At 64.2% G+C, this 25,898-nt stretch carries 24 protein-coding genes; 19 read left to right on the forward strand and 5 right to left on the reverse strand.

Annotated elements, in window-relative coordinates; all coding sequences use genetic code 11:
- Window positions 1–182 precede the first annotated feature (182 nt).
- From RTW82_RS07190 to RTW82_RS07210, 5 genes are all read left to right on the forward strand, one after another.
- Window positions 183–629 (forward strand): DUF6160 family protein, encoded by a 447-nt coding sequence (locus RTW82_RS07190; protein WP_021220333.1) that lies wholly within the window; start codon window positions 183–185, stop codon window positions 627–629.
- An 86-nt stretch (window positions 630–715) separates the two neighbouring features.
- Complete coding sequence (locus RTW82_RS07195; protein WP_021220332.1) at window positions 716–1,477, forward strand: C39 family peptidase; 762 nt, start codon at window positions 716–718, stop codon at window positions 1,475–1,477.
- Between the two features lie 43 nt (window positions 1,478–1,520).
- Complete coding sequence (locus RTW82_RS07200) at window positions 1,521–2,525, forward strand: flagellar protein FilC (protein WP_031288060.1); 1,005 nt, start codon at window positions 1,521–1,523, stop codon at window positions 2,523–2,525.
- 16 nt (window positions 2,526–2,541) lie between these two features.
- The gene (locus tag RTW82_RS07205) at window positions 2,542–4,134 is read left to right on the forward strand and encodes an outer membrane protein transport protein (protein WP_316924686.1); all 1,593 of its coding nucleotides are present in this window, start codon (window positions 2,542–2,544) and stop codon (window positions 4,132–4,134) included.
- Window positions 4,134–5,300 carry a MalM family protein gene (locus tag RTW82_RS07210; protein WP_316924687.1) on the forward strand — a complete coding sequence of 389 codons (1,167 nt, stop codon included), beginning with the start codon at window positions 4,134–4,136 and terminating at the stop codon, window positions 5,298–5,300. Before RTW82_RS07205 ends, RTW82_RS07210 begins: the two co-directional genes overlap by 1 nt.
- A gap of 162 nt (window positions 5,301–5,462) precedes the next feature.
- On the opposite strand, the gene RTW82_RS07215 is transcribed toward RTW82_RS07210, so the two are convergent.
- The 3 genes from RTW82_RS07215 to RTW82_RS07225 are packed head-to-tail and all read right to left on the reverse strand — an operon-like array spanning window position 5,463 to window position 8,521.
- Complete coding sequence (locus tag RTW82_RS07215) at window positions 5,463–6,449, reverse strand: alpha-L-glutamate ligase-like protein (RefSeq protein WP_043243282.1); 987 nt, start codon at window positions 6,447–6,449, stop codon at window positions 5,463–5,465.
- A 3-nt stretch (window positions 6,450–6,452) separates the two neighbouring features.
- On the reverse strand, window positions 6,453–7,979 hold the full coding sequence (locus RTW82_RS07220; protein ID WP_021220327.1) for an inactive transglutaminase family protein: 1,527 nt from the start codon (window positions 7,977–7,979) through the stop codon (window positions 6,453–6,455).
- A gap of 5 nt (window positions 7,980–7,984) precedes the next feature.
- Window positions 7,985–8,521, reverse strand: coding sequence for an ATP-dependent zinc protease (locus tag RTW82_RS07225; RefSeq protein WP_236207147.1), 537 nt, complete (start codon window positions 8,519–8,521; stop codon window positions 7,985–7,987).
- Between the two features lie 286 nt (window positions 8,522–8,807).
- Between RTW82_RS07225 and RTW82_RS07230 the strand changes: the two genes are divergently transcribed.
- From RTW82_RS07230 to prpF, 5 genes are all read left to right on the forward strand, one after another.
- Window positions 8,808–9,533: a GntR family transcriptional regulator gene (locus RTW82_RS07230; protein WP_184489306.1), complete on the forward strand. Its 726-nt coding sequence runs from the start codon at window positions 8,808–8,810 to the stop codon at window positions 9,531–9,533.
- Window positions 9,530–10,417, forward strand: a complete 888-nt coding sequence (gene prpB, locus RTW82_RS07235; protein ID WP_316924688.1) for a methylisocitrate lyase — start codon at window positions 9,530–9,532, stop codon at window positions 10,415–10,417. The genes RTW82_RS07230 and prpB overlap by 4 nt, the downstream gene beginning before the upstream one ends.
- Before the next feature lie 119 nt (window positions 10,418–10,536).
- Window positions 10,537–11,697 carry a 2-methylcitrate synthase gene (gene prpC, locus RTW82_RS07240; protein ID WP_316924689.1) on the forward strand — a complete coding sequence of 387 codons (1,161 nt, stop codon included), beginning with the start codon at window positions 10,537–10,539 and terminating at the stop codon, window positions 11,695–11,697.
- A 30-nt stretch (window positions 11,698–11,727) separates the two neighbouring features.
- A complete protein-coding gene (acnD, locus tag RTW82_RS07245; protein ID WP_316924941.1) occupies window positions 11,728–14,337 on the forward strand; it encodes a Fe/S-dependent 2-methylisocitrate dehydratase AcnD in 2,610 nt (869 codons plus the stop codon).
- 129 nt (window positions 14,338–14,466) lie between these two features.
- Complete coding sequence (gene prpF, locus RTW82_RS07250; protein WP_316924690.1) at window positions 14,467–15,654, forward strand: 2-methylaconitate cis-trans isomerase PrpF; 1,188 nt, start codon at window positions 14,467–14,469, stop codon at window positions 15,652–15,654.
- 67 nt (window positions 15,655–15,721) lie between these two features.
- Here the strand turns inward: prpF and RTW82_RS07255 are convergent, their stop codons facing one another.
- Complete coding sequence (locus RTW82_RS07255; protein WP_043243287.1) at window positions 15,722–16,540, reverse strand: pyruvate, water dikinase regulatory protein; 819 nt, start codon at window positions 16,538–16,540, stop codon at window positions 15,722–15,724.
- A 158-nt stretch (window positions 16,541–16,698) separates the two neighbouring features.
- Between RTW82_RS07255 and ppsA the strand changes: the two genes are divergently transcribed.
- The 9 genes from ppsA (at window position 16,699) to RTW82_RS07300 (ending at window position 24,994) form a co-directional block, all read left to right on the forward strand.
- Window positions 16,699–19,068: a phosphoenolpyruvate synthase gene (ppsA, locus tag RTW82_RS07260; protein ID WP_031288051.1), complete on the forward strand. Its 2,370-nt coding sequence runs from the start codon at window positions 16,699–16,701 to the stop codon at window positions 19,066–19,068.
- A gap of 65 nt (window positions 19,069–19,133) precedes the next feature.
- A complete protein-coding gene (locus tag RTW82_RS07265; protein ID WP_316924691.1) occupies window positions 19,134–20,117 on the forward strand; it encodes an alpha/beta fold hydrolase in 984 nt (327 codons plus the stop codon).
- Between the two features lie 85 nt (window positions 20,118–20,202).
- On the forward strand, window positions 20,203–20,502 hold the full coding sequence (locus RTW82_RS07270) for a Rieske (2Fe-2S) protein (RefSeq protein WP_081711524.1): 300 nt from the start codon (window positions 20,203–20,205) through the stop codon (window positions 20,500–20,502).
- Between the two features lie 20 nt (window positions 20,503–20,522).
- Complete coding sequence (rraA, locus tag RTW82_RS07275; RefSeq protein ID WP_021220316.1) at window positions 20,523–21,011, forward strand: ribonuclease E activity regulator RraA; 489 nt, start codon at window positions 20,523–20,525, stop codon at window positions 21,009–21,011.
- Window positions 21,012–21,033: 22 nt separating this feature from the next.
- The gene (locus RTW82_RS07280; protein ID WP_316924692.1) at window positions 21,034–22,029 is read left to right on the forward strand and encodes a zinc transporter ZntB; all 996 of its coding nucleotides are present in this window, start codon (window positions 21,034–21,036) and stop codon (window positions 22,027–22,029) included.
- A gap of 54 nt (window positions 22,030–22,083) precedes the next feature.
- Window positions 22,084–22,329, forward strand: a complete 246-nt coding sequence (locus RTW82_RS07285) for a hypothetical protein (RefSeq protein ID WP_021220314.1) — start codon at window positions 22,084–22,086, stop codon at window positions 22,327–22,329.
- Window positions 22,330–22,331: 2 nt separating this feature from the next.
- Window positions 22,332–23,156: a mechanosensitive ion channel family protein gene (locus RTW82_RS07290; RefSeq protein WP_021220313.1), complete on the forward strand. Its 825-nt coding sequence runs from the start codon at window positions 22,332–22,334 to the stop codon at window positions 23,154–23,156.
- 93 nt (window positions 23,157–23,249) lie between these two features.
- On the forward strand, window positions 23,250–23,840 hold the full coding sequence (gene sigX / locus RTW82_RS07295; RefSeq protein ID WP_021220312.1) for an RNA polymerase sigma factor SigX: 591 nt from the start codon (window positions 23,250–23,252) through the stop codon (window positions 23,838–23,840).
- Between the two features lie 107 nt (window positions 23,841–23,947).
- Window positions 23,948–24,994: an OmpA family protein gene (locus RTW82_RS07300; RefSeq protein ID WP_316924693.1), complete on the forward strand. Its 1,047-nt coding sequence runs from the start codon at window positions 23,948–23,950 to the stop codon at window positions 24,992–24,994.
- 157 nt (window positions 24,995–25,151) lie between these two features.
- On the opposite strand, the gene cobA is transcribed toward RTW82_RS07300, so the two are convergent.
- A complete protein-coding gene (cobA, locus tag RTW82_RS07305; protein ID WP_316924694.1) occupies window positions 25,152–25,889 on the reverse strand; it encodes a uroporphyrinogen-III C-methyltransferase in 738 nt (245 codons plus the stop codon).
- Window positions 25,890–25,898 lie beyond the last annotated feature (9 nt).

A 25,898-nucleotide genomic window follows, 5' to 3' on the forward strand; every position in this document is an offset into this window, starting at 1 on the left:
GCGGGGGCTCAGTAACGTGAGAACCAGGTCGAGAAGCCCAGTGCTTCACGAGTCCAGACCGGCGCGCATAGGGAAGCAGCGCTCGTGCTGGAGGTCGGTGCAAACCGACCCGACTGCCGCTGACAGGAGGTAGGCGGCAGGCCCCCGGGGCAACCCACCTGTGAACCTTGGAGATAACAACAATGAAAAGCTTCAAACAACTGGCTCTCGCCGCTGCTGTGCTCGCTGCTCCCTTCATGGCCCAAGCCGATCTGAAAGCCATGGATGACTCCGCTCTTTCCAGCGTTACCGGTCAGGATGGCATCAGCATCTCCGGTAACTTCAACGGCACCATCGGCAGCGTGGTTTACAACGACAAGGAAGGCAGCGCCACCGGCAGCCTGCGCCTTGAAACCATTGCCTTCTCCGGCTTCAACATCTCCGACAGCGCGCCGATCCTGGTTGACGTGATCGACGGTGGCAGCGGTGCCGGTGCCAGCGACAAACTGCAGATCACCCTGCCGACCATCACTGGCGAGCTGAGCGTCGGTGCCATCCGCATGGGCGACGCCTCTGCCGCCAGCATCGGTTCCCTGGCCGTCAGCGACCTGAACCTGGCCGGTACCACCATCAAGGTCTGGGGCCACTGATAGGTCGCTCCACCCTGTGATGCGGAAGGTCCCGCCGGCTCCGGCCGGCGGGCCTTTCTTTCGTAAGCCCTGTATTCGGAACGGCAATGATCGAGATCCTGGTCGGCAGTCTGCTGGGGTTGTTCGGATTCACCCAGGCCGTGGACACCAAGCCACAGCCCAAGGGCTCCGTGAACATCACCCAGGCCATGGTGCCCAACGGTCCCTACCGGGAGACCGTCAATCCGGAGCCCATGAGCCAGCTGCAGTTCCGCAACGTCATCCGCCAGGCCTATGACTACAGCTGCGGTTCCGCCGCGCTGACCGGGCTGCTGGACTACTACCTCGGGCGCAACCTCGAGGAGCGCCAGGTGATGGAAGGGCTGTTGCGTTATGGCGAGGCCGACAAGATCGTCGAACGACGCGGTTTCTCGCTGCTGGACATGAAACGCTTCGTGGGGGCGCTGGGCTACAAGAGCGGAGGATTCCGGGCCGAGTTCGAGGACCTCGACCAACTGGAACACCCCGCGCTGGTGCCTATTCACTACGGTGGTTTCAAGCATTTCGTAGTGGTGCGCGACGTCTACAACGATCACGTGTTCATCGCTGATCCCGCCCTGGGAAACATCAGCTTCACCCGCACCCGGTTCGAGGAGGTGTGGGATGGGAACGTGCTGTTCGTGATCTACCCGACAGGCAACGAACCGCCAAACGCCATGGCCTTGACCGAGCGCGACCTGCGCCTGGTGGACGATCGCACCGTCAGCCTGCTGGCATTCCAGCAGTTCCCGCAGATCACCAAATTCACCGAGAACCAGATCGACCAGCTGGGCTCGGGAGGCGACATCCAGTACATAAGACGCAAATAAGAAAACCCGCATAAGTAAGAATAAAACCAGGGGTAAAGGTGCCATGGGAGTGAGGGGATACGCATGGCTGGCCGTGCTGGCGCTTGGCGCCTGTGGGTCGCTGTGGGCCGAGGAGAGCTCGGTGGACGATGCGCGTGAGGCGCTGACCAAGAAAGAAGGGGATGCCGACAGCGCCAAGGCGCTGGAGCAGGTATTCCAGGCCTCGGAGAAGAGCTACACCCTGCTGAAGAAAGGCGAGCGCACGCTCACCTACGGCTTCGATTATTCATTGGTGCGTGATGTGCAGATCGAACAGGTCCGCACCGGCACCAACGTCTACAGCGTGATTCCCCGCAGCGAAGCCCAGCACACCTTCACCAACTCCTTCACCTTCGACTACGGCATCTGGGACAACCTGACCTTCAGCGTGCGCCTGCCCTTCGTGGCCAAGTACGACACCGAGCGCGACGTCAACGTCTACAGCCTCGGCGACGTCTCCGGCAGCCTGCGCTGGCAACCCTGGTCCGCCACCCGCGGGCGCCCGGTCACCACCCTGTTCGCCACCCTCGGCCTGCCCACCGGCGAGAGCCCCTTCGACATCAACAACGAGACGGACCTGTCCACCGGCAACGGCTACTACAGCCTGGGCGTGGGGGCCAACACCTCCTACGTGATCGACCCGGTCGTGCTGTTCGGCTCGGTCGGATACACCTACAACATGCCGGTGCACAACATCCACCAGAACCGCGGCGGCCGCCTGCTGGAGGATGTGGACCCGGGCAACACCCTGTCCCTGAGCATGGGCTTCGCCTACGCGCTGTCCTACGACGTGTCCCTGGCCACCTCCTACCAGATGGCCTACAGCACCAAGCCGACCTACACCTTCGGCGACACCGAGGTCGAAGGCACCGAGCAGACCAGCGCGATCATGAACTTCTCGCTCGGCCTGCGGACCTCTCCCGACTACATCGTCAACATCAACGCCGGCTTCGGCATGACCGAGGACTCCCCGGACGTGATGCTGGGGTTCTCCGTTCCTCTGGACATAAAAGGCCTGAAGGCCCAGTAACCGGCGAGGCGACGACATGACGATGCGAATTTCGCCGCTGGCCTTGGCGCTGGCGGGGTTGGGGGCCGGTTGGGCGGGTGGCGTGCAGGCGCAGCTGGCCAACGACCTGACCATTGGCAACCCCAAGGCGATGGCCATGGCCAACGCCGTGACCGCCGACTCCACCGGGATCGACGCGGTGCACTACAACCCGGCGGCACTGACCAAGCTCAAGGGCCGCCAGACCACGGTGAAGATGATCGCCGGGGTGATGGATATCCGCGCTGAGTTCGACGCGCCGGAAGGCTATGACGTCATGGGCTTCACCGACGATCCGGTGGCCGGCGCCAGCAGCCGCACCCTGACGCCGGCCATGTACCTGCCCGGCATGGGCGGCATGACCGACATGCCGCTGCTGGTGGCACCCCTGGCGGGCCTGTCGATCAACCCACCGGGCTCCAAGTTCACCTTCGCCACCAACGTCTATGCGCCCATGGCTCTGGGCTATTCGCGGGACTCGGACAGCGACCCGGCGCGCTTCCAGGGGCGTGAAGTGGCGATCCAGCGCATCACCTATTTCTCGCCCTCCGTGGGCTACCAGGTCAATGACGAACTGTCCCTGGGGCTGTCGGTGGGTTTCTCCCACCAGGCCCTCGCGCTGAACGAGGACTTCCGTAACCCGAGCATGCTCACCGGCCTCGCCCGCATGCTCAACGAGGTGCTTTGCCAGCCTGGCCTGGAGGAAATGATCGGGCCGATCTTCAACGTCTGCGGCGGCCGTATCGGCCCCTACGACAGCCTAGCCAATATCGACCTGGACCTGCAGCAGTCGCTGTCGCCCACCTGGAACATCGGCGTGCTCTGGGAGCCCACCGACTGGTTCGCCTGGGGCGCCACCTACCAGAGCGAGGCGCGCATGCACCTCCAGGGCAAGTACCGGGTGGATTACTCCAAGGACTGGCAGGGCTTCTGGACCGGCTTCCAGGGGGCGGTGTTCGGCGCCATCCTCAGCCCGCTGTTCCCCTACGGCAATGTCGACGAGGAAGTGGGCAATGCCAGCATGACCATGACCTACCCCGACAACTTCTCCACCGGGATCAAGATCCGGCCCTTCGAGCGCTGGCAGTTCAACGCCGACCTGAAGTGGAGCGACTACAGCGACTGGAACGAATTCGAGATCGAGTTCGACCGCGAGCTGGACGTGCTGCGCATCGCCAAGATCTTCGGCGGCGGCAACGCCACCGCCACCACCCTGACCCTGGATCGCGGCTACCGCGCGACCTGGAGCTGGGCGGTGGGCGCGCAGTACGACGTCACCGACCGCCTGGCCCTGCGCGCGGGCTACGAGTGGCGCCCCTCGGCCATTCCCGACGACAAGGCCGACGTGCTGGCGCCCATCGGCGATGCCCAGCTCTACGGCCTGGGCCTGGGCTATCGCTGGGACAAGGACACCACCATCGATGTGGGCTTCAACTACTTCGTCACCTCGCAGAGCACCAAGGCGGACACCAGCTGCAACCTCAACTGCACCGGCATCGACAACCTGGTCTACAACCCCTACGCCGGCCAGGACGTTAAGACCTCGGTGAAGGCCTACATCGTGGCCATGACCTACACGACGACATTCTGATGAAGACCCGTGCCGCGCTTTTCCTCATCACCGCCCTGGCGATCCAGCCCCAGGTCCAGGCCGCCAGCGGGCGCTACCTGACCTGGATCGACGACAACGGCCGGGTGCACAACAGCTTCGTCGGCGAGCGCTACGGCGAGCAGCAGCGCCAGGCGGCCCAGCGCATCAGCCGCAGCGACCTGGCGCGCCTGCAGGAGCAGGGCGCTACGGGCTGGCCGGGCAGCAACAGCGGTGGCGAGCAGAAGCGCCGTTATTTCACCTGGGTGGATGCCAGCGGCAACCTGCAGAACAGCTTCTACGCGGCAGGCCAGGTGCCGGCGGGGCAGCGCGACTACCTGCTGCCCAGCGGCGCCCGCTCCACCGAATACATCGACGCCGATGTGCTGGAAGGGCGCGGTTATTCGCGACCGGAGAACGGTGCGGGCTATTTCACCTGGGTGGACGAGCAGGGCCGTACCCACAACTCCAGGGTGCCGGCCAAGGGGGACGAGCCCCAGGCGGAGGAGGGCGCCGGGCAACCGGTGGCCTACACCGAAAGCCGGCAGGTGGAGTTCGAGCGCAAGGCGGCCATCCTGCCGTCGCTGGACGGCCAGCCCAGCGAGGCGATGAAGGCCTTGCTGGAGGGCAGCGAGGAGCGGGACAAGTCGCTCTACCAGGGGCTGGTCGACCAATGCTGCGGGCAGTTGCCCGAGGGCGATTTCACCGAGCTTTCCGCCGAGGAGCCGCGCTACGAGGAACTCAACCGCTTCTCCCCCAGCTTCGCCTTCCCCATGGGCCGCAGTTACTACGCGGCCCTCAAGTTGCCGCGCTCCGGGCGCGCCTATGGCCTGCGCATCCGCAGCTTCGCCAATCGTCAGGTGGTCTATCCTTCGATCCTCTTCCTCGACGAGGCCAAGCGCCCGACGCGCCTGGTGAGCGACGCCGTCTACCAGCTGCATGGCGAGACCTGGTACCGCTACGCCTACATCGAAGGCACCGTCCAGGTCCGCGCCAACCAGGGCGAGCGCTACGCGCTGCTGCTCACCACCGACGAGGACCGCAGCCTCAACACCCTCGACAACAAGCCCTTCAAGCGCCCGATGCAGGACCTGGCCGTCAGTGAGGCCGGCATGCAGGTGCACGAGCACGTGGACGAGGGCGCATTCGAGCTGGCGATCGTCAGGTAGTGGGGGCTGAGGGGGATGGCGTAGGTCGGTGCAACCCGACGATCCCGTGCATCGAGCCTTCGCGGGTTTCACCCGCCCTACATCTCGGCGCACCTCCACCCCGAATCCCTGGCATGAAAAAGCCCGGCACATGGCCGGGCTTTTTTGTTGCCGCAGGGCGGATCAGAGTTCGGCGGGGTGCACGTGGCCGAACAGTTCCTGGGAGAAGCGCACGCGCTCCTCGGGTGTTTCCACGATGCCCTTTTCCTGCAGCTCGGCGATGCGGGCTTCCACCGCGTGGGCGCGATGGGTGAGGCCGCAGTCGTTGGCGATCTGGATGTTCAGGCCAGGGCGGGCGTTGAGCTCGAGGATCAGCGGACCCTTCTCCTGGTCCAGCACCATGTCGACACCGATGTAGCCCAGGCCGCACAGCTCGTAGCAACCGGCCGCCAGCTTCATGAAGCCGTCCCAGTTGGGCAGTTGCACGCCGTCCACCGCGTTGGTGGTGTCAGGGTGCTTGGCGATCTTGTTGTTCAGCCAGGTGCCGCGCAGGGTGACGCCGGTGGCGAGATCGACGCCCACGCCGATGGCACCCTGGTGCAGGTTGGCCTTGCCGTTGGACTGGCGCGTGGGCAGGCGCAGCATCGCCATCACGGGGTAGCCCATGAGCACGATGATGCGAATGTCCGGTACGCCCTCGTAGCTGATGCTCTTGAAGATCTGGTCAGGCGTCACGCGGTACTCGATCAGCGCGCGGTCACGGTGCCCGCCGAGGGAGTAGAGGCCGGTGAGGATCGAGGAGATCTGATGCTCGATCTCCTCGTGGCTGATGATCTTCCCGGAGACCGTCTTGTAACGGCCTTCGAAGCGGTCGGCGATCACCAGGATGCCGTCACCGCCGGCACCCTGGGCGGGCTTGATCACGAAATCGTTGCGCTCGCCGATGATCTCGTCGAGCTTGTCGATTTCCTTCTCGGTGGAAATGATCCCGTACATTTCCGGCACGTGGATGCCCGCTTCGATGGCGCGCATCTTGGTGATGATCTTGTCGTCGACGATCGGGTACAGGTGCCGTTTGTTGTACTTCAGCACGTAGTCCGCGTTGCGACGGTTGATGCCCATGATGCCTTTGGCTTCGAGGGCTTTCCACGTCTTGATCAGGCCGAACATGGCTCAGTCCTTCAGGAAGGCTTTGAAGCGGAACAGCTCCGTCAGGCGGTAGCCGCGGTAGCGACCCATCGCCAGCATGAAGCCCACCATGATCAGCAGCACGGCCGGGAAGGTGAAGATGAAGTAGGTCAGCTCCGGTACGGTCATCAGCAGGTGCGCCAGGGTGGCGGCGAACAGGGTGCCGATGGCGACCTTGAAGGCATGGCCACCGCCGCGCTCTTCCCAGGTGATGGACAGGCGTTCGATGGTCATGGTCAGGATCACCATCGGGAACAGCGCCACGGACAGGCCGCGCTCCAGGCCCAGCTTGTGGCTGAGCAGGCTGATGACCGCGATGAGGATCACCACAAACGTCAGCACCACCGATAGCCTGGGCAACATCTGTAGCTTCAGGTGTTCGAGGTAGGACCGCAGTGACAGGCCCAGCGCCGTGATGATGGTGAACAGCGCGATGCCGAAGCCCAGCTGCGTCTCGCGGAAGGCGAGGGCGATCAGCACCGGGGTGAAGGTACCCAGGGTCTGCAGGCCACCGAGGTTGCGCAGGATCAGGATCACCAGCACACCGATGGGGATCATGATCATGATCTGGTAGGTCTGCTGGGTCTGCAGCGGCAGGCCGTAGAGCGAGTATTCGAGGAAGTCGGCGTCGGTGTTCTCGTCGGTCAGCTTGGCCAGGCGGATGGCGTTCATCTCGCTGTTGTTCAGGCTGAAGGTCACCTGGGCCTTCTTGCCGCCGTCGACGGTGATCAGGTTGTCGTCACCGGTCCACCACACCAGGCGGTCGGCGGGCAGGCCCTGCTCGCCGGTATCCGGGTTGAAGTACAGCCAGTTCTCGCCGTTGAAGCTGCGCAGCCAGAGCTCGGGGCTCTGCGGCTGGTCGGCGGCGAGGCGGATGGTGTGCACGCGTTCCATCGGGACGTGGGCGATGGACAGCAGCAGCTCGATGGCCTTGGCCTTGTTCGAGGTGCTCTGGTCGCCGGCGAGCAGCAACTTGACGTTGTCGTCGTTCAGGTTGTTGGTGCGCTTGATGGTCTCGCTGATGAAGGTCTCGACGTCGGCCGAGTGCTGGCGGATGGGGGCCAGCAGGGCTTCGGCGGCGATCTTCTCGGCACCCTCGACCGGGATGCTGTCACGGAAGATCGGCCCCTTGTCCTTGGGCTTCTCGCCGCTGTAGCGCTTGGTCAGCACCAGACGGTAGTAGAGGGTCTGGTTGCCGCTGGCGCGGCGGGCGGACCAGGTCACCTTGCGGTTGCCGTCCACGCGATTGATGCTCACGCCGTAGTTGTTGGAGATGAAGCTCTCGTTGAGGCTGACGTAATCCCGGTTCAGCGGCGGCACGAACATCTGCACCTTGATCGGGTCGCGCGGGCTGGCCTGGAATTCGACCTTGGCGTCGATGTTCCAGAGGTCGTCGGTCTCATCCTCGGTGATCGGGATGCCCTGAATGAAGATCTGGTAGGCCGTTATCAGAATGCCCAGGGTCACCAGCAGGGTGATCAGGACTTTCAGATGCAGGGTAAGAGAGCGCATGTGAGTTACTCGGCAGAGTTTGCGTCAGTGGCACAGCCGGGTTGGCCGGCAGCGTATTTAAGGCTCGGGTCGACCAGTGCATCGAAGCGCTTGAGCGCCTCGGAACCGATCAGAAGCGGGTATTGGAAAGCACTACGGTCGGTGAGGTTCACTTCGATCGTGCGCAGGGCGCTGCCCATGCAGATGTCGAGCTCGATCACCGGGCGCGCCGTATAGGTCTTGTCTTCGTCCGGATCGTAGTCGCCGGCACGGCGCTTGATCTTGCTGATGCGCGCCAGCGGCCGCTCGATGGGGTGCGCGTGGGCGTCGTCGATGGCCAGGTAGAAGCGCACCCAGGTCTCGCCATCACGCTTGAAGCGCTTGATGTCGCGGGCACTGAGGGAGGCTGTCTTGGCGCCGGTGTCGAGCTTGGCGGCGACCACCAGGTCGAGGCCGGAGAGACGGGCGTATTCGTTCAGACCATAGATGGTCTTGTCGGCGGCGAGGCTGAGGCCTGGCAGTGCTAGCAGGCATATGAGCAATGCGAAGGGCTTGAGAGTCATGGGTCCTTGGAGAGTGTTCGAGGTCCTGATGCCCGATGCCTGGCCTGATGGCCTCGGCGCCTGGCGTACGAGTCTAGCAGCGCCCCGCCAGGCGCATGAGCGGCGCATTCTAACACGCAGGTTTTCCGGGGCGACAGACGCTTATGACGCTTTGTTAAGGCTGTGACGGGTTCAAATGAATTTTTTGCTATCTACGACGATTGTCGACAATGGGTGTTTTTTTGGTTTGACTGGTTGGCGCTGCAGCGTTAATTTTGCGGGGTGATTTTTAAATGTGTCGACAATCATGCTTGATGCAGCAGAAGCACCCGTCACCCAGGCCGAAGACTCGGAAACCCTCTCCGAGCACGTCTTCCGGCGCATCCAGGCGGCCATCGTCAAGGGCGAGATCGCGCCCGGCAGCAAGATTTCCGAGCCGGAGCTGGCCCGGGCCTATGGCATCAGCCGGGGCCCGCTGCGCGAGGCGATCCACCGCCTGGAAGGGCAGAAGCTGCTGGTTCGCGTGCCCCACGTCGGTGCACGGGTGGTCTCCCTCAGCCATGCCGAGCTGATCGAGCTCTACGAAATCCGCGAATCCCTCGAGGGCATGGCCTGCCGCCTCGCCGCCGAGCGCATGACCCAGGCGGAGATCGACGATCTGCGCGCCGTGCTGGAAACCCACGAGCGCGACGCCGCGTTCCAGGCCGGTGTCGGCTACTACCAGCAGGAAGGCGATTTCGACTTCCACTACCGGATCATCCAGGGCAGCGGCAACCAGACCCTGACCCGCATGCTCTGCGGCGAGCTCTACCAGCTCGTGCGCATGTACCGCCTGCAGTTCTCCAGCGTGCCCAACCGGCCGCGCCAGGCCTTCGCCGAGCACCACCGAATTCTCGATGCCATCGCCGACCGTGACGGCGAGCTGGCCGAGCTGCTGATGCGCCGTCACATCGGTGCTTCCAAGCGCAACATCGAGCGCCACTACCAGGGCGCCGTCGCCAAACTCCCAGAAGAACAACGAGGTGAGTCATGAGTCAGAAATCCGCCGGCCTGCGCTTCCGCGACGCCATTGCCGAGGAAAGCCCGCTGCAGGTCATCGGCGCCATCAACGCCAACCATGCGCTGCTGGCCAAGCGCGCCGGCTACAAGGCCATCTACCTCTCCGGTGGCGGCGTGGCCGCGGGCTCCCTGGGCCTGCCGGACCTGGGCATCAACACCCTGGATGACGTACTCACCGACGTGCGCCGCATCACCGACGTCTGCGACCTGCCGCTGCTGGTGGACATCGACACCGGCTTCGGCCCCAGCGCCTTCAACATCGAGCGCACCGTCAAGAACCTGATCAAGGCCGGCGCCGCCGCCGCCCACATCGAAGACCAGGTCGGCGCCAAGCGCTGCGGCCACCGCCCGGGCAAGGAGATCGTCTCCTGCGAGGAAATGGTCGACCGCGTGTGTGCCGCCGCCGACGCCAAGACCGACCCGGACTTCTTCCTCATCGCCCGCACCGACGCTATCCAGGCCGAAGGCGTGGACGCCGCCATCGAGCGTTGCCTGCGCTACGTGGAAGCCGGTGCCGACGGCATCTTCGCCGAGGCTGCCTATGACCTGCCGACCTACCAGCGCTTCGTCGACGCCCTGAAGGTGCCGGTGCTGGCCAACATCACCGAGTTCGGCGCCACCCCGCTGTTCACCCGTGACGAGCTGGCGTCGGTCGGCGTGGCCATCCAGCTCTACCCGCTGTCGGCCTTCCGTGCCGCCAACAAGGCCGCCGAAGCCGTCTACACCTCGATCCGCCAGAACGGCCACCAGAAGGACGTGATCGAGCTGATGCAGACCCGCGCGGAGCTCTACGACCGCATCGGCTACCACGCCTTCGAGCAGAAGCTCGACGCGTTGTTCGCCGCCGGCAAGAAGTAGAACCAGGTCGTAGGGTGGGCTTCAGCCCACCGTGTCAGCGCTGTTGGTGGGCTGAAGCGGATCGCCGCCCGGCCCACCCTACTCAGCGCATCAGAACAAAAAGACTCGAGGAGATACCAATGAGCACAACCGAAACCACCACTCCGGGCTTCAAGCCGAAGAAATCCGTGGCCCTGAGCGGCACCGCCGCCGGCAACACCGCCCTATGCACCGTCGGCCGCACCGGCAACGACCTGCACTACCGTGGCTATGACGTGCTGGACTTCGCCAACCGCTGCGAATTCGAAGAAATCGCCCACCTGCTGGTCCACGGCAAGCTGCCCAACGTGGCTGAGCTGGCCGGCTACAAGGCCAAGCTCAAGTCCCTGCGCGGCCTGCCGGCGGCGCTGAAAACCGCCCTAGAACAACTGCCGCCGTCGGCTCACCCGATGGACGTGATGCGCACCGCCGTGTCGGTGCTCGGCTGTGTGTCGCCCGAGAAGGGCGACCATAACCACCCCGGCGCCCGCGATATCGCCGACAAGCTGATGGCGTCCCTGGGCTCGGCCTTGCTGTACTGGTACCACTTCAGCCACAACGGCAAGCGCATCGAGGTGGAAACCGACGATGACTCCATCGGCGGCCATTTCCTCCACCTGCTGCACGGCGAAAAGCCCCGCGAGTCCTGGGTACGCGCCATGCACACCTCGCTGAACCTGTATGCCGAGCATGAATTCAATGCCTCCACCTTCACCTCGCGGGTGATCGCCGGTACCGGTTCCGACATGCATTCCTGCATCGCCGGCGCCATCGGCGCGCTGCGTGGCCCGAAACACGGTGGCGCCAACGAAGTGGCCTTCGAGATCCAGAAGCGCTACGACAACCCGGACGAAGCCGAGGCCGATATCCGCGCCCGCGTGGAGAAGAAGGAAGTGGTCATTGGCTTCGGCCACCCGGTCTACACCGTGGCCGACCCGCGCAACAAGGTGATCAAGGAAGTGGCCCGCGAGCTGTCCGCCGAGCAGGGCAACAGCAAGATGTTCGACATCGCCGAGCGCCTGGAAAGCGTGATGTGGGACATCAAGAAGATGTTCCCCAACCTCGATTGGTTCAGCGCCGTCAGCTACCACATGATGGGCGTGCCCACCGCGATGTTCACCCCGCTGTTCGTGATCGCCCGCACCTCGGGCTGGTCCAGCCACGTCATCGAGCAGCGCATCGACGGCAAGATCATCCGTCCGAGCGCCAACTACACGGGCCCCGAAGACCTGAAGTTCGTGCCGCTCAAAGACCGCACATAACCAATCATGGAAAACACCATGAACGACACCGTGAATAGCCAACACCGCAAACGCCTGCCCGGCACTGCGCTGGATTACTTCGATGCCCCCGAGGCGGTCGAGGCGATCCAGGCCGGCGCCTGGGCCAAGCTCCCCTACACCTCGCGCGTACTGGCCGAGCAGCTGGTGCGCCGCTGCGAGCCGGAGGAACTGGTCGCTGCCCTGGAGCAGCTGGTCTACCGCAAGCGCGACCTGGACTTCCCCTGGTACCCGGCTCGCGTGGTCTGCCACGACATCCTCGGGCAGACCGCCCTGGTGGACCTCGCCGGCCTGCGTGACGCCATCGCCGAGCAGGGCGGTGATCCGTCCAAGGTCAACCCGGTGGTGCCGACGCAGCTGATCGTCGACCACTCCCTGGCTGTTGAGGCGGCGGGCTTCGACCCGGACGCCTTCGAGAAGAACCGTGCCATCGAGGACCGCCGCAACGAGGACCGCTTCCACTTCATCGACTGGACCAAGACCGCGTTCAAGAACGTCGATGTGATCCCCGCCGGCAACGGGATCATGCACCAGATCAACCTGGAGAAGATGAGCCCGGTGATCCAGGCGCGTGGCGGTATCGCGTTCCCCGACACCTGCGTCGGCACCGACTCGCACACCCCGCACGTGGACGCCCTGGGCGTGATCGCCATCGGCGTCGGCGGCCTGGAAGCCGAGACCGTAATGCTTGGCCACCCCTCGATGATGCGCCTGCCCGACATCGTCGGCGTCGAGCTCACCGGCCAGCGCAAGCCCGGCATCACCGCCACCGACATCGTTCTGGCGATCACCGAGTTCCTGCGCAAGGAGCGCGTCGTGGGGGCCTACGTCGAGTTCTTCGGCGAGGGCGCGGACAGCCTGTCCATCGGTGACCGCGCGACCATCTCCAACATGTGCCCCGAGTACGGCGCCACGGCCTCGATGTTCTACATCGACGAGCAGACCATCGACTACCTCAAGCTCACCGGCCGCGAGCCGGAGCAGGTGGCGCTGGTGGAGCACTACGCCAAGACCCTGGGCCTGTGGAGCAGCGCGCTGAAAACCGCCGAGTACGAGCGGGTGCTGAGCTTCGACCTGGGCAGTGTGGTGCGCAACATGGCCGGCCCCAGCAACCCGCACCGTCGCCTGCCGACCTCGGCACTGGCCGAGCGTGGCATCGCCGACGAAGCCAAGCTCGAAGCGGGCCGTGGCGAGGAAGCCCAGGGCCTGATGCCCGATGGCGCGGTGATCATCGCCGCCATCACCAGCTGCACCAACACGTCCAACCCGCGCAACGTCATCGCCGCCGGCCTGGTGGCGAAGAAGGCCAATGCCCTCGGCCTGCTGCGCAAGCCTTGGGTGAAGACCTCCTTCGCGCCGGGCTCCAAGGTCGCCAAGCTGTACCTGGAGGAAGCCGGGCTGCTGCCGGAGCTGGAGAAGCTGGGCTTCGGCATCGTCGCCTACGCCTGCACCACCTGTAACGGCATGTCCGGCGCGCTGGACCCGGTGATCCAGAAAGAGATCATCGACCGCGACCTCTACGCCACCGCCGTGCTCTCGGGTAACCGCAACTTCGACGGGCGCATCCACCCCTACGCCAAGCAGGCCTTCCTCGCCTCGCCGCCGCTGGTGGTCGCCTATGCCATCGCCGGCACCGTGCGTTTCGATATCGAGCAGGACCCGCTGGGCACCGATGCCCAGGGCAACCCGGTCACCCTGAAGGACCTGTGGCCGAGCGACGAGGAAATCGACGCCATAGTCGCCGCCTCGGTGAAGCCCGAGCAGTTCAAGCAGGTCTACATCCCGATGTTCGACCTGGGCAGTGTGGAGGAGGCGGAAAGCCCGCTGTACGACTGGCGCCCGATGTCCACCTACATCCGTCGTCCCCCGTACTGGGAAGGCGCGCTGGCCGGCGAGCGCACGCTCAAGGGCATGCTGCCGCTGGCGATCCTGCCGGACAACATCACCACTGACCACCTGTCGCCGTCCAACGCCATCCTGCTGGACAGCGCCGCTGGCGAGTACCTGGCGAAAATGGGCCTGCCAGAGGAGGACTTCAACTCCTACGCCACCCACCGTGGCGACCACCTCACCGCCCAGCGCGCCACCTTCGCCAACCCGCAGCTGGTGAACGAGATGGTCGTGGTCGATGGCCAGGTGAAGAAGGGTTCGCTGGCCCGCGTGGAGCCGGAAGGCCAGGTGATGCGCATGTGGGAAGCCATCGAAACCTACATGAACCGCAAGCAGAACCTGATCATCGTCGCCGGTGCCGACTACGGGCAGGGCTCGTCCCGCGACTGGGCGGCCAAGGGTGTGCGCCTGGCGGGCGTGGAGGTGATAGTCGCCGAGGGTTTCGAGCGCATCCATCGCACCAACCTGGTGGGCATGGGCGTGCTGCCGGTGGAGTTCAAGGCGGGCACCACGCGCCTGACCCTGGGCCTGGACGGCACCGAGACCTACGACGTCGAAGGCGACATTTCGCCGCGCTGCGACCTGACCCTGGTGGTCAATCGCCGCAACGGCGAGGTGGTGCGGGTGCCGGTCACCTGCCGCCTGGACACTGCCGCCGATGTCAGTGTGTACAAGGCTGGCGGCGTGCTGCAGCGCTTCGCCAAGGACTTCCTCAAGGCGACCGCAGCCTGACGGGAACGCGGGGTGGGCGAGGCGGTGCCCTTTGGGTATTGCTTCGCCCGACCCAACCTGCGCAGCGCGTGCGGCCCTTGGGCTGCGCTGAGCGCGGCGATACCCAACAGATTCCAGGATGACGAAGCCATGGCTCATCTACCCCAAGTGAAAGTCCCTGCCACCTATATCCGTGGCGGCACCAGCAAGGGCGTGTTCTTCCGCCTGCAGGACCTGCCCGAGGCCTGCCAGGTGCCGGGTGCGGCCCGTGATCGGCTGTTCATGCGGGTGATCGGCAGCCCCGATCCCTACGCCGCGCATATCGACGGCATGGGCGGCGCCACCTCCAGCACCAGCAAGTGCGTGATCCTGTCGAAGAGCAGCCAGCCCGACCACGATGTCGACTACCTCTACGGCCAGGTCTCCATCGACAAGGCCTTCGTCGACTGGAGCGGCAACTGCGGGAATCTGTCCACGGCGGCGGGCTCCTTCGCCATTCACGCCGGGCTGGTTGACCCGTCGCGCATTCCGGATAACGGCACCTGCGTGGTGCGCATCTGGCAGGCCAATATCCAGAAAACCATCATCGCCCACGTACCGATTACCAACGGCCAGGTGCAGGAAACCGGCGACTTCGAGCTGGACGGGGTGACCTTCCCTGCGGCTGAGATCGTGCTGGAGTTCCTCGACCCGTCGGACGACGGCGAGGAGGGCGGCTCGATGTTCCCCACCGGCAACCTGGTGGATGACCTCGAAGTGCCGGGTGTCGGCACCTTCAAGGCGACCATGATCACTGCCGGCATCCCGACCATCTTCGTCAACGCCCAGGACATCGGCTACACCGGCGCCGAGCTGCGCGAAGCGATCAATGGCGACCCCGAACAGCTGGCGCGGTTCGAGAAACTGCGCATCGCCGGCGCTCTGCGCATGGGCCTGATCAAGACGCCGGAGGAAGCCGCGACCCGCCAGCACACGCCGAAGATCGCCTTCGTCGCGCCGGCGAAGAACTACGTCACCTCCAGTGGCAAGGAAGTGCAGGCCGGCGACATCGACCTGCTGGTGCGCGCGCTGTCCATGGGCAAGCTGCACCACGCGATGATGGGCACTGCCGCCGTCGCCATCGGCACGGCGGTCGCCATTCCCGGCACCCTGGTCAACCTCGCGGCCGGCGGCGGTGAGCGCAGCGCCGTGCGCTTCGGCCACCCCTCCGGCACCCTGCGCGTGGGCGCCGAAGCCCGCCAGGTGGACGGCCAGTGGCAGGTGACCAAGGCGATCATGAGCCGCAGTGCGCGGATATTGATGGAGGGAGTAGTAAGAGTTCCGGGGGAGGCGCTCTAGAGCATTAGCTTGAAGCTGGAAGCCTGAAGCTTGAAGTCGAATGCTTTCCAGCTTCCAGCTAAAAGACTTACTTGAGCCTCCGCTCCACGCCTTTCTCCACGAGAATCTTCGCCGAGATCTCTTCCACCGAGAAATGGGTGGAGTTGATGTAGGCGATGTTTTCCCGGCGGAACAGGTTTTCCACTTCGCGGACCTCGAACTCGCACTGGGCGAAGCTGGCGTAGCGGCTGTTGGGCTTGCGCTCGTGGCGGATCGCGGTGAGGCGGTCCGGGTCGATGGTCAGGCCGAACAGTTTGTCCTTGTACTTCTTCAGGGCGGCCGGCAGTTGCAGGCGCTCCATGTCTTCTTCGGTCAGCGGATAGTTTGCGGCACGAATTCCGTATTGCATTGCCATATACAGGCAGGTGGGCGTTTTGCCGCAGCGGGACACGCCGACGAGGATCAGATCGGCCTTGTCGTAGTAGTGGGTGCGGGCGCCGTCGTCGTTGTCGAGGGCGAAGTTCACCGCCTCGATGCGCTCCATGTAATTGGCGCTGTGGGCGATGGAGTGCGACTTGCCCACCGAGTAGGAAGAATGCGACGTAAGTTCCTGTTCCAGCGGGGAAAGGAAGGTCGAGAAGATGTCGATCATGAACCCGTTGGACGTCGCGAGAATGTCACGGATTTCCTGGTTGACGATGGTGTCGAAGATGATGGGCCGGGCCCCGTCTGCCTCGGCAGCTATATTGATTTGCTGTACCATGGCGCGCGCTTTTTCGACGCTGTCTATATAAGGCCGCGTGAGCTTCGCGAAGGTAATGGTCTCGAACTGCGCCAACAGGCTCTGCCCGAGGGTTTCAGCGGTTATGCCGGTACCGTCGGAGATGAAAAAAGCGGTTCGTTTCATGCGCCAAAGGCCTTAAGTCGGGATCGATTCTTGGCTATCATAGGCCCGTTTTTGCTGGCCCATCGCCGGCCTGCATTGTGACTTATTTTTCCGGCCTCGCGCCAGAACGCTGCGGACCACTCCGCATGAGCTTATCCAACAGATAGTGGAGATTCCCCTTGGTAGAGTACGTAGTTTCCCTCGATAAGCTCGGCGTCCATGATGTTGAGCATGTGGGGGGCAAGAACGCATCCCTCGGCGAGATGATCAGCAATCTGGCCGGCGCCGGGGTATCCGTTCCCGGTGGTTTCGCCACTACTGCGCAGGCCTATCGCGACTTCCTCGAACAGAGTGGCCTCAACGACAAGATCCACGCCGCGCTGGACGCCCTTGACGTCGATGACGTCGCCGCCCTGGCCAAGACCGGCGCGCAGATCCGCCAGTGGGTGATGGACGCCGAATTCCCGCAGCGCCTCGATGCCGAGATCCGCAGCGCCTTCGCCGCCATGGCCGGTGGCAACGACAACATGGCCGTGGCCGTGCGTTCCTCCGCCACTGCCGAAGACCTGCCGGACGCCTCCTTCGCCGGCCAGCAAGAGACCTTCCTCAACATCCGTGGCGTGGACAACGTGATCCGCGCGGCCAAGGAAGTCTTCGCCTCTCTCTTCAACGACCGTGCCATCGCCTACCGCGTGCACCAGGGCTTCGACCACAAACTGGTCGCCCTGTCCGCCGGCGTGCAGCGCATGGTGCGTTCGGAAACCGGCACCGCCGGCGTGCTGTTCACCCTGGACACCGAATCCGGTTTCCGTGACGTGGTGTTCATCACCGGCGCCTACGGCCTCGGCGAGACCGTGGTGCAGGGTGCGGTGAACCCCGACGAGTTCTACGTGCACAAGCACACCCTGGAAGCCGGCCGCCCTGCGATCCTGCGTCGCAACCTGGGCAGCAAGGCGATCAAGATGATCTACGGCGACGAAGCCAAGGCCGGCAAGTCGGTGAAAACCGTCGATGTCGACCGTGCTGACCGCGCCCGCTTCTGCATCACCGATGCCGAAGTCACCGAGCTGGCCAAGCAGGCCCTGATCATCGAAAAACACTACGGCCGCCCGATGGACATCGAGTGGGCCAAGGACGGCGACGATGGCAAGCTGTACATCGTGCAGGCCCGCCCCGAGACCGTGAAGAGCCGTGCCAGCGTTACCGTGATGGAGCGCTACCTGCTGAAGGAAAAGGGCACCGTCCTGGTAGAAGGCCGTGCCATTGGCCAGCGCATCGGCGCCGGCCCGGTGAAGGTGATCCACGACGTTTCCGAGATGGACAAGGTCCAGCCGGGCGACGTGCTGGTCTCCGACATGACCGATCCGGACTGGGAACCGGTGATGAAGCGCGCCAGCGCCATCGTCACCAACCGTGGCGGCCGTACCTGCCACGCCGCGATCATCGCCCGTGAGCTGGGCATCCCGGCTGTAGTCGGCTGCGGCAACGCCACCCAGGTGCTGAAGGACGGCATGGGCGTGACCGTTTCCTGCGCCGAGGGCGATACCGGCTTCATCTTCGAAGGCGAGCTGGGCTTCGACATCCGCAAGAACTCGGTCGACGCCATGCCCGAGCTGCCGTTCAAGATCATGATGAACGTCGGCAACCCGGACCGCGCCTTCGACTTCGCCCAGCTGCCCAACGAAGGCGTAGGCCTGGCGCGCCTGGAATTCATCATCAACCGCATGATCGGCGTGCACCCCAAGGCGCTGCTGAACTTCGCCGGCCTGCCCGCCGAGATCAAGGACAGCGTCGAGAAGCGCATCGCCGGCTACGACGACCCGGTCGGCTTCTACGTCGAGAAGCTGGTGGAGGGCATCAGCACCCTGGCCGCGGCCTTCTGGCCGAAAAAGGTCATCGTGCGCCTGTCGGACTTCAAGTCCAACGAGTACGCCAACCTGATCGGCGGCAAGCTCTACGAGCCGGAAGAAGAGAACCCGATGCTCGGCTTCCGTGGCGCCTCGCGCTACATCAGCGAATCCTTCCGTGACTGCTTCGAGCTGGAATGCCGTGCGCTGAAGAAAGTGCGCAACGACATGGGCCTGACCAACGTCGAGATCATGGTGCCCTTCGTCCGTACCCTGGGCGAAGCCAGCCAGGTGGTCGATCTGCTGGCCAGCAATGGCCTGAAGCGCGGCGAGAACGGCCTCAAGGTCATCATGATGTGCGAGCTGCCGTCCAACGCCCTGCTGGCCGATGAGTTCCTCGAATTCTTCGACGGCTTCTCCATCGGCTCCAACGACCTGACCCAGCTGACCCTGGGCCTGGACCGTGACTCCGGCATCGTCGCCCACCTGTTCGACGAGCGTAATCCGGCGGTCAAGAAGCTGCTGGCCAATGCCATTGCCGCGTGCAACAAGGCCGGCAAGTACATCGGCATCTGCGGCCAGGGCCCGTCCGACCACCCGGACCTGGCCAAGTGGCTCATGGAGCAGGGCATCGAGAGCGTGTCGCTGAACCCCGACTCGGTACTCGACACCTGGTTCTTCCTGGCCGAAGGCCAGGCGTGATCCTCTAACCGCAACCAGAAGAAGGGCGGGCTGCAAACCCGCCCTTTTTCATGCAAGTAGCATTCATGCAAAGCAGCAGTGATCTATTCCCCGTCGCGCTGATCAGCGCGGAACTCCGTGGCGACATCACGGAGGACGTCTATCGCCTCAAGCCCGGCAACAGCCCCGACTCCAGCGTCGAACTGGTCCTCACCCGCCTGGGCCTGGTCGGCCATGAGGAGCAGCGCGGCGTACCCGTGGTGCTCCTGCACGGCAGCTTCTCCAACCGTCGCTTCTGGTATTCGCCCAAGTGCCTGGGGCTCGGCCCGCACCTGGCTCGCGCCGGCTTCGATGTGTGGATCGCCGAGATGCGTGGCCACGGCCTGTCGCCGCGCAACCAGGATTACCGGCGCAACCGCGTCGCCGACTATGCCCGCTACGACCTGCCGGCCATCGCCGCCTTCGTCCACGAACAGGCAGGCCAGGTGCCCCACTGGATCGGTCATTCGCTCGGTGGCATCACCCTCGCGGCCGCCCTGGGCGGGCATTACTTGGGCGAGGAAGAGGCCGCCTCCGTGGCGCTGTTCGGCAGCCAGATCAGCCGCGTCTACTGGCCGCTGAAAGTGCCGCCGGTGGAGTGGGGCGGGCGCTTCCTGCTCAAGCGCCTGGCGGTGCTGTCCGGCCCCGGCCTCAAGCGTGGGCCTGAAGACGAACCCATCGGCATCGGCCTGGAAAGCCTGCGCTGGCACGGCCTGTTCGGCCGTTTCGGCGATGCCGAGCGTGACTGGTGGAAAGGCCTTGCCGAAGTGCGCGTGCCGGTGCTGGCGGTGGGTGCCGCCGGTGACCTGCAGGACCCCGCCTGGGCCTGCCGCAAGCTGCTGGAACAGTTCGGCAGCGAGACGCGGCAGTTCCTCTGCCTGTCCCGCGAGAACGGCTTCGCCGATGACTACGGCCATATCGAGATGCTGGTCAGCAAGCACGCCCAGCAGGAAGTCTGGCCGCTGGTGGAGCATTGGCTCGACCGCCTGGAGATTCCCGGCTCGTTCGGCCAGGCGGTTCCCGCCGCCTGACTGTCGCGCCTTTTGCCGGAAGCCCCATTCCAGGGGCTCCGGTGCTGTGCTAAAGATGCAGGGCCGCATCGATTCCGGAGGGCGCATGTTCATTGCGCTGGAGCGTCTGATCAATCTGCAGGATGGCTATCGCGGAACCTTTCAGGTGCAGGGACGGCAACTACTGCTGATCGTCGTTGATCAGCAGGCGATCCTCCTGGAAAACCGCTGCCCGCACCGTGGCGCGCCCTTGCACAACGGTACGCTCGAAGGTAGGGTGCTGCGCTGTTCCCGCCACGGGATCGCCTTCGATCTGGACAGTGGTCGCGCCCTCGATGCGGCCTGTTCGCCGCTGCTTCGGCTGACGCTGGCTTATGACGGTGATCGTGTCGGCCTCGACCTGTAAATCCATCAAGGAGCCTTGTCATGCAATACGTCACCCCTGATCTGTGCGATGCCTATCCGGACCTGGTGCAGGTCGTCGAGCCGATGTTCAGCAATTTCGGCGGCCGCGATTCCTTCGGTGGCGAAATCGTCACCATCAAGTGCTTCGAAGACAACTCGCTGGTCAAGGAGCAGGTCGACCTGCCCGGCCAGGGCAAGGTGCTGGTGGTGGACGGCGGTGGCTCCCTGCGTCGCGCCCTGCTGGGCGACATGCTGGCCGAGAAGGCGGCGAAGAATGGCTGGGAAGGCATAGTCGTGTACGGCTGCATCCGTGACGTGGACGTCATCGCCCAGACCGATCTCGGCGTCCAGGCCCTGGCCAGCCATCCGATGAAGACCGACAAGCGCGGCATCGGCGACCTCAACGTGGCTGTGACCTTCGGCGGCATCACCTTCCGCCCGGGCGAGTTCGTCTATGCCGACAACAACGGCATCATCGTCTCCCCGCAAGCCCTGAAAATGCCTGAATGACCGGACGGGGCGCTCGCTGAGGATGGTCGAGGAACGCAACGTACGCTGGGGGCTGGTGCATGCCTATGTCCTGGATGGGGAGGGCGGTGCACGCTCCGTCACCAAGGACGAGCTGGACGTCATCCAGCTGCAGGAGCGGGAAAGCCTGTGGCTGCACTGGGATCGTGGCCATGCCATGGCGCGCCAGTGGCTGCGCGAGGTCAGTGGGCTGAGCGAGTTCGCCTGCGACCTGCTGCTGGAGGAAAGCACCCGGCCACGCCTGGTGAACCTGCCGGAGCACCAACTGCTGCTGTTCCTGCGGGGTGTGAACCTCAATCCGGGCGCCCAACCCGAGGACATGGTCGCGGTGCGCATCTTCGCCGATGCGCAGCGCGTCATCTCATTGCGCCTGCGCCCCTTGCACGCCACTGATGAATTGATCGAGCAGTGGGGCAGCGGTACCGGGCCGAAGACCGCTTCCGAGGTGCTGCTGTACCTGGCCGAGCACCTGACCGACAAGGTCGATGCCCTGGTCGCCACGCTCTCCGAAGAGGTCGATGAACAGGAGGAGCTGCTGGATGCCAACGAGCGCTTCAATCCCGATCACGACCTGATGCTGCACATCCGCCGCCGCGCCGCCGGGCTCAAGCGTTTCCTCGCGCCACAGCGGGACATCTACGGCCAGCTGATGCGCAACCGCATGAGCTGGTTCGCCGCCGACGACACCGATTACTGGAGCGAGTTGAACAACCGCCTCACCCGCTACCTGGAAGAGCTGGAGCTGATCCGCGAGCGCGTCGGCCTGGTGCTGGAGTCGGAGAACCGGCGCATGAGCGAGCGCATGACCCGCACCATGTACCTGCTCGGCATCATCACCGGCTTCTTCCTGCCCATGAGCTTCATCACCGGCCTGCTGGGCATCAACGTCGGGGGTATCCCCGGTGCCGATGCGCCCTATGGCTTCGTCGTCGCCTGCCTGCTGATCCTCGGGGTGGCCACCTTCCAGTGGTGGCTTTTCCGTCGCCTGCGCTGGCTCTGATGTGACCTGTTGAACGCTGGCCTCGTCTAGCCGACATATCCACGCGAGGTGCGCATGCACGATCCGTTCGAAGAATCCCTGCGGGACCTGCTCAAGCGTTCGTCATCCGACCATGATGACAACGCTGCGCTGGGCCGCGTGCTCAAGACCGCCAACCGTCAGGTTGGCGTCGGCGATCTGTTCAGCCTGCTCGGCCATTGGGCCGAAGCCATGATGATCGCCCTCAACAACGGCTCGGCCCACGTGGCGCCGGTCTCTCGCCGCCCCTCATCGAAACGCTCTGCTGACAAGGCTGATTGAACATGGAATTCGACCCCTGGACCCAAGGTATCGTTAACGCCATGACCACGGTGTGGACACCGGTGGCCGGCTTCATCCCGCGCCTGTTCGGCGCCCTGGTAGTCGTCCTGCTGGGCTTCGTGGTGGCCAAGCTGCTCGACACTCTGCTGTCCAAACTGCTGGCCAAGCTCGGCCTCGACCGCCTGATGGGTGGCACCGGGCTGACCAAGATCCTCGCCCGCGTCGGCATCCAGGTGCCGGTCTCCACGCTGATCGGCAAGATCGTCTACTGGTTCGTGCTGCTGATCTTCCTGGTCTCCGCTGCCGAATCCCTGGGCCTCGACCGTGTTTCCGCCACCCTCGACATGCTCGCCCTGTACCTGCCCAAGGTGCTGGGTGCTGCCCTGGTGCTGCTGGCCGGCGTGCTTTTGGCGCAACTGGTCAGCGGCATCGTCCGTGGTGCCGCCGAAGGTGTCGGGCTGGACTACGCCCACGGCCTGGGGCGCATCGCCCAGGGCCTGGTGATCATCATCAGCATCTCGGTGGCCATCGGGCAGTTGGAGGTCAAGACCGACCTGCTGAACAACGTCATCGCCATCGTGCTCATCTCCATCGGCCTCGCTGCGGCGCTGGCGCTGGGGCTGGGCAGCCGGGACATCGCCGGGCAGATCATCGCCGGCATCTATGTGCGTGAGCTCTATCAGGTAGGACAGGACGTCAAGGTGGGCGATGTCGAAGGACAGATCGAGGAAATAGGCACGGTGAAGACCATCCTCCTCACCGATGAAGGCGAACTGGTCTCCGTGTCCAACCGGACATTGCTCGACCAGCGGGTAACGAGCCGCTAACACGGCGCGCCATCCCTGCTAATGTATGCCGCCATAGCGGAGCGCGTCCCCGCGCTCCAGCGGCTCCTGACCTGACTGTCGGCCCGACCTGTTTTGAACAAGCCCCAATCGCTGTCCCTGCGCTACGACCCCCGCGAGCTCTCCGATGAAGAGCTGGTGGAGCGCGCCCATGTGGAGCTGTTTCACGTCACGCGTGCCTATGAAGAGCTCATGCGTCGCTACCAGCGCACCCTGTTCAACGTTTGTGCTCGATATTTGGGGAACGAACGAGACGCTGACGATGTCTGTCAGGAGGTGATGCTGAAGGTGCTCTATGGATTGAAGAACTTCGAAGGAAAGTCCAAGTTCAAGACCTGGCTCTACAGCATCACGTATAACGAATGTATTACCCAATATCGGAAAGAGCGTCGTAAACGTCGTTTACTTGATGCCCTGAGTCTCGATCCTCTCGAGGAGGCCTCGGAGGAGAAGGCACCCAAGCTCGAAGAGCGCGGAGGCCTTGAGCGATGGCTGGTGCATGTGAACCCGATCGATCGTGAAATCCTGGTGCTGCGCTTTGTCGCAGAACTGGAATTTCAGGAAATTGCTGACATTATGCATATGGGTCTGAGCGCCACGAAGATGCGATACAAGCGTGCGCTGGACCGTTTGAGAGAAAAATTTTCAGGATTGACCGAAACTTAGTTGGGGAAAATTAATCTCTTAGATCAGCGAGTTCTGGTAAACTTGCGCACCAAGTTGTCCTCGAGATTGTTCGACAACTTACTGACAACCAAGATGGGGATTTACGGATGAAACTGAAAAACACCTTAGGCGTAGCCGTTGGCTCTATCGTCGCCGCACTTTCTCTGAACGCGCTGGCGCAAGGCCAAGGCGCTGTCGAGGTGGAGGCTTTCGGCAAGCGCTACTTCACCGACAGCTCGCGTGATCTGTCCAATGGCAACCTGTTCGGTGGCTCGGTTGGTTACTACCTGACCGACGACGTCGAACTGGCTCTGTCCTACGGCGAGTTTCACGACATTCGTTCCGAAAACGACACCGGTAACAAGAACATCAAGGGCAGCCAGACTGGCCTCGATGCCATCTACCACTTCGGCACCCCGGGTGTCGGCCTGCGTCCGTACGTCTCCGCTGGCTTCGCTCACCAGAGCATCAGCAACGTTCCGGCGCGTACCGGTCGTGACCACAGCACCTTCGCCAACATCGGCACCGGCCTGAAGTACTACTTCACCGAGAACTTCTACGCCAAAGCCGGCCTGGACGGCATGTACAACATCGATGTGGGTGAGTCCGAGTGGGCCGCTGGCGTGGGTGTTGGCGTGAACTTCGGTGGTGGCTCCAAGCCCGCTGCCGAGCCGGCCCCGGCTCCGGTTGCCGAAGTCTGCTCCGACAGCGACAACGACGGCGTCTGCGACAACGTCGACAAGTGCCCGGACACCCCGGCCAACGTCACCGTTGACGCCGATGGCTGCCCGGCCGTTGCCGAAGTCGTACGCGTTGAGCTGGACGTGAAGTTCGACTTCGACAAGTCCAAGGTCAAAGAAGAAAGCTACGGCGACATCAAGAACCTGGCTGACTTCATGAACCAGTACCCGTCGACCACCACCACCGTTGAAGGCCACACCGACTCCGTCGGCACCGACGCCTACAACCAGAAACTGTCCGAGCGTCGTGCCAACGCCGTTCGTGAAGTCCTGGTCAACCAGTACGGTGTAGGTTCCGAGCGCGTCAACTCGGTTGGTTACGGTGAGTCCCGCCCGGTTGCTGACAACGCTACCGACGCTGGCCGCGCTGTTAACCGTCGCGTAGAAGCTGAAGTAGAAGCCCAAGCCAAGTAATTGGTCTGAGCGCTGAAAAACCCGGCCTCGGCCGGGTTTTTCTTTGCCTGGAGAAAAGTGCCAGGAGATGAATCCCGTCGTGGGTCGGCAGCGCGCGTAGGTTGGGTAGAGGTACGAAACCCAACATTGCGATGTCGAGCCCTGGAATGCCGCCCGATCAGGCGCTCAACGCTACGGCCACCGCGACCGCCTCGCCCGCTACCTCACCGATCACCAGGATCGCCGGGCTCTTCAGCTGGAAGTCGCCGGCGTCGTCCTGCATCTGTGCCAGCGTGCTGCGGCATTCGCGTTGATAGGGCAGGGAGGCGTTCTCGATCATCGCCACCGGCATGTCCGCCGCCATGCCGCCGGCCAGCAGGCCTTCACGGACCGCTGCCAGGCGCGCCACGCCCATGTACACCACCAGCGTGGTGCCGCTGCGGGCCAGGGCCTGCCACTCGGGTTCGCTGTCATCCTGGGTGTGGGCGGTGACCAGGGTGACGCCCCGGCTGATGCCGCGCAGGGTCAGGGGAATGCCGCACTGGGTGGCGCCCGCCAGCCCGGCGGTGATGCCGTTGACCAGCTCGCTCTCCACCCCACGCTCGGCCAGCCACTGCGCCTCTTCGCCACCCCGGCCGAAGATGCACGGGTCGCCGCCCTTGAGGCGCACCACGCGCTTGCCCTGGCGTGCGTAGCGCAGCATCAGGCGATGGATGAAGGCCTGGGGCGTCGAGCGGCAGCCCCCGCGCTTGCCGACTCGGATCACCCGGGCGCCCGGGCAGTGCTCCAGCACCGCCGGGTTGACCAGGTCGTCGATCATCACCACCTCGGCGCCGTTGAGCGCCCGCACCGCTTTCAGCGTCAGCAGCTCCGGGTCACCGGGCCCCGCACCCACCAGCCAGACCTTGCCATTCATGGGCTTCTC

Origin of the sequence: Pseudomonas sp. zfem005 (genome assembly GCF_032621735.1) — a bacterium.
Lineage (GTDB): Bacteria > Pseudomonadota > Gammaproteobacteria > Pseudomonadales > Pseudomonadaceae > Metapseudomonas > Metapseudomonas solani.

Coding starts and splice junctions, on each gene's coding strand:
- RTW82_RS07225 (WP_236207147.1), bottom strand. CDS start 8,521: ATGACTCTCAAGCCCTTCGCATTGCTCATATGCCTGCTAGCACTGCCA.
- RTW82_RS07290 (WP_021220313.1), top strand. CDS start 22,332: ATGGAATTCGACCCCTGGACCCAAGGTATCGTTAACGCCATGACCACG.
- RTW82_RS07220 (WP_021220327.1), bottom strand. CDS start 7,979: ATGCGCTCTCTTACCCTGCATCTGAAAGTCCTGATCACCCTGCTGGTG.
- prpC (WP_316924689.1), top strand. CDS start 10,537: ATGAGCACAACCGAAACCACCACTCCGGGCTTCAAGCCGAAGAAATCC.
- prpB (WP_316924688.1), top strand. CDS start 9,530: ATGAGTCAGAAATCCGCCGGCCTGCGCTTCCGCGACGCCATTGCCGAG.
- RTW82_RS07300 (WP_316924693.1), top strand. CDS start 23,948: ATGAAACTGAAAAACACCTTAGGCGTAGCCGTTGGCTCTATCGTCGCC.
- RTW82_RS07200 (WP_031288060.1), top strand. CDS start 1,521: ATGGGAGTGAGGGGATACGCATGGCTGGCCGTGCTGGCGCTTGGCGCC.
- RTW82_RS07205 (WP_316924686.1), top strand. CDS start 2,542: ATGACGATGCGAATTTCGCCGCTGGCCTTGGCGCTGGCGGGGTTGGGG.
- RTW82_RS07285 (WP_021220314.1), top strand. CDS start 22,084: ATGCACGATCCGTTCGAAGAATCCCTGCGGGACCTGCTCAAGCGTTCG.
- RTW82_RS07270 (WP_081711524.1), top strand. CDS start 20,203: ATGTTCATTGCGCTGGAGCGTCTGATCAATCTGCAGGATGGCTATCGC.
- RTW82_RS07230 (WP_184489306.1), top strand. CDS start 8,808: ATGCTTGATGCAGCAGAAGCACCCGTCACCCAGGCCGAAGACTCGGAA.
- rraA (WP_021220316.1), top strand. CDS start 20,523: ATGCAATACGTCACCCCTGATCTGTGCGATGCCTATCCGGACCTGGTG.
- RTW82_RS07255 (WP_043243287.1), bottom strand. CDS start 16,540: ATGAAACGAACCGCTTTTTTCATCTCCGACGGTACCGGCATAACCGCT.
- RTW82_RS07195 (WP_021220332.1), top strand. CDS start 716: ATGATCGAGATCCTGGTCGGCAGTCTGCTGGGGTTGTTCGGATTCACC.
- prpF (WP_316924690.1), top strand. CDS start 14,467: ATGGCTCATCTACCCCAAGTGAAAGTCCCTGCCACCTATATCCGTGGC.
- RTW82_RS07215 (WP_043243282.1), bottom strand. CDS start 6,449: ATGTTCGGCCTGATCAAGACGTGGAAAGCCCTCGAAGCCAAAGGCATC.
- RTW82_RS07280 (WP_316924692.1), top strand. CDS start 21,034: ATGGTCGAGGAACGCAACGTACGCTGGGGGCTGGTGCATGCCTATGTC.
- RTW82_RS07210 (WP_316924687.1), top strand. CDS start 4,134: ATGAAGACCCGTGCCGCGCTTTTCCTCATCACCGCCCTGGCGATCCAG.
- RTW82_RS07190 (WP_021220333.1), top strand. CDS start 183: ATGAAAAGCTTCAAACAACTGGCTCTCGCCGCTGCTGTGCTCGCTGCT.
- RTW82_RS07265 (WP_316924691.1), top strand. CDS start 19,134: ATGCAAAGCAGCAGTGATCTATTCCCCGTCGCGCTGATCAGCGCGGAA.
- cobA (WP_316924694.1), bottom strand. CDS start 25,889: ATGAATGGCAAGGTCTGGCTGGTGGGTGCGGGGCCCGGTGACCCGGAG.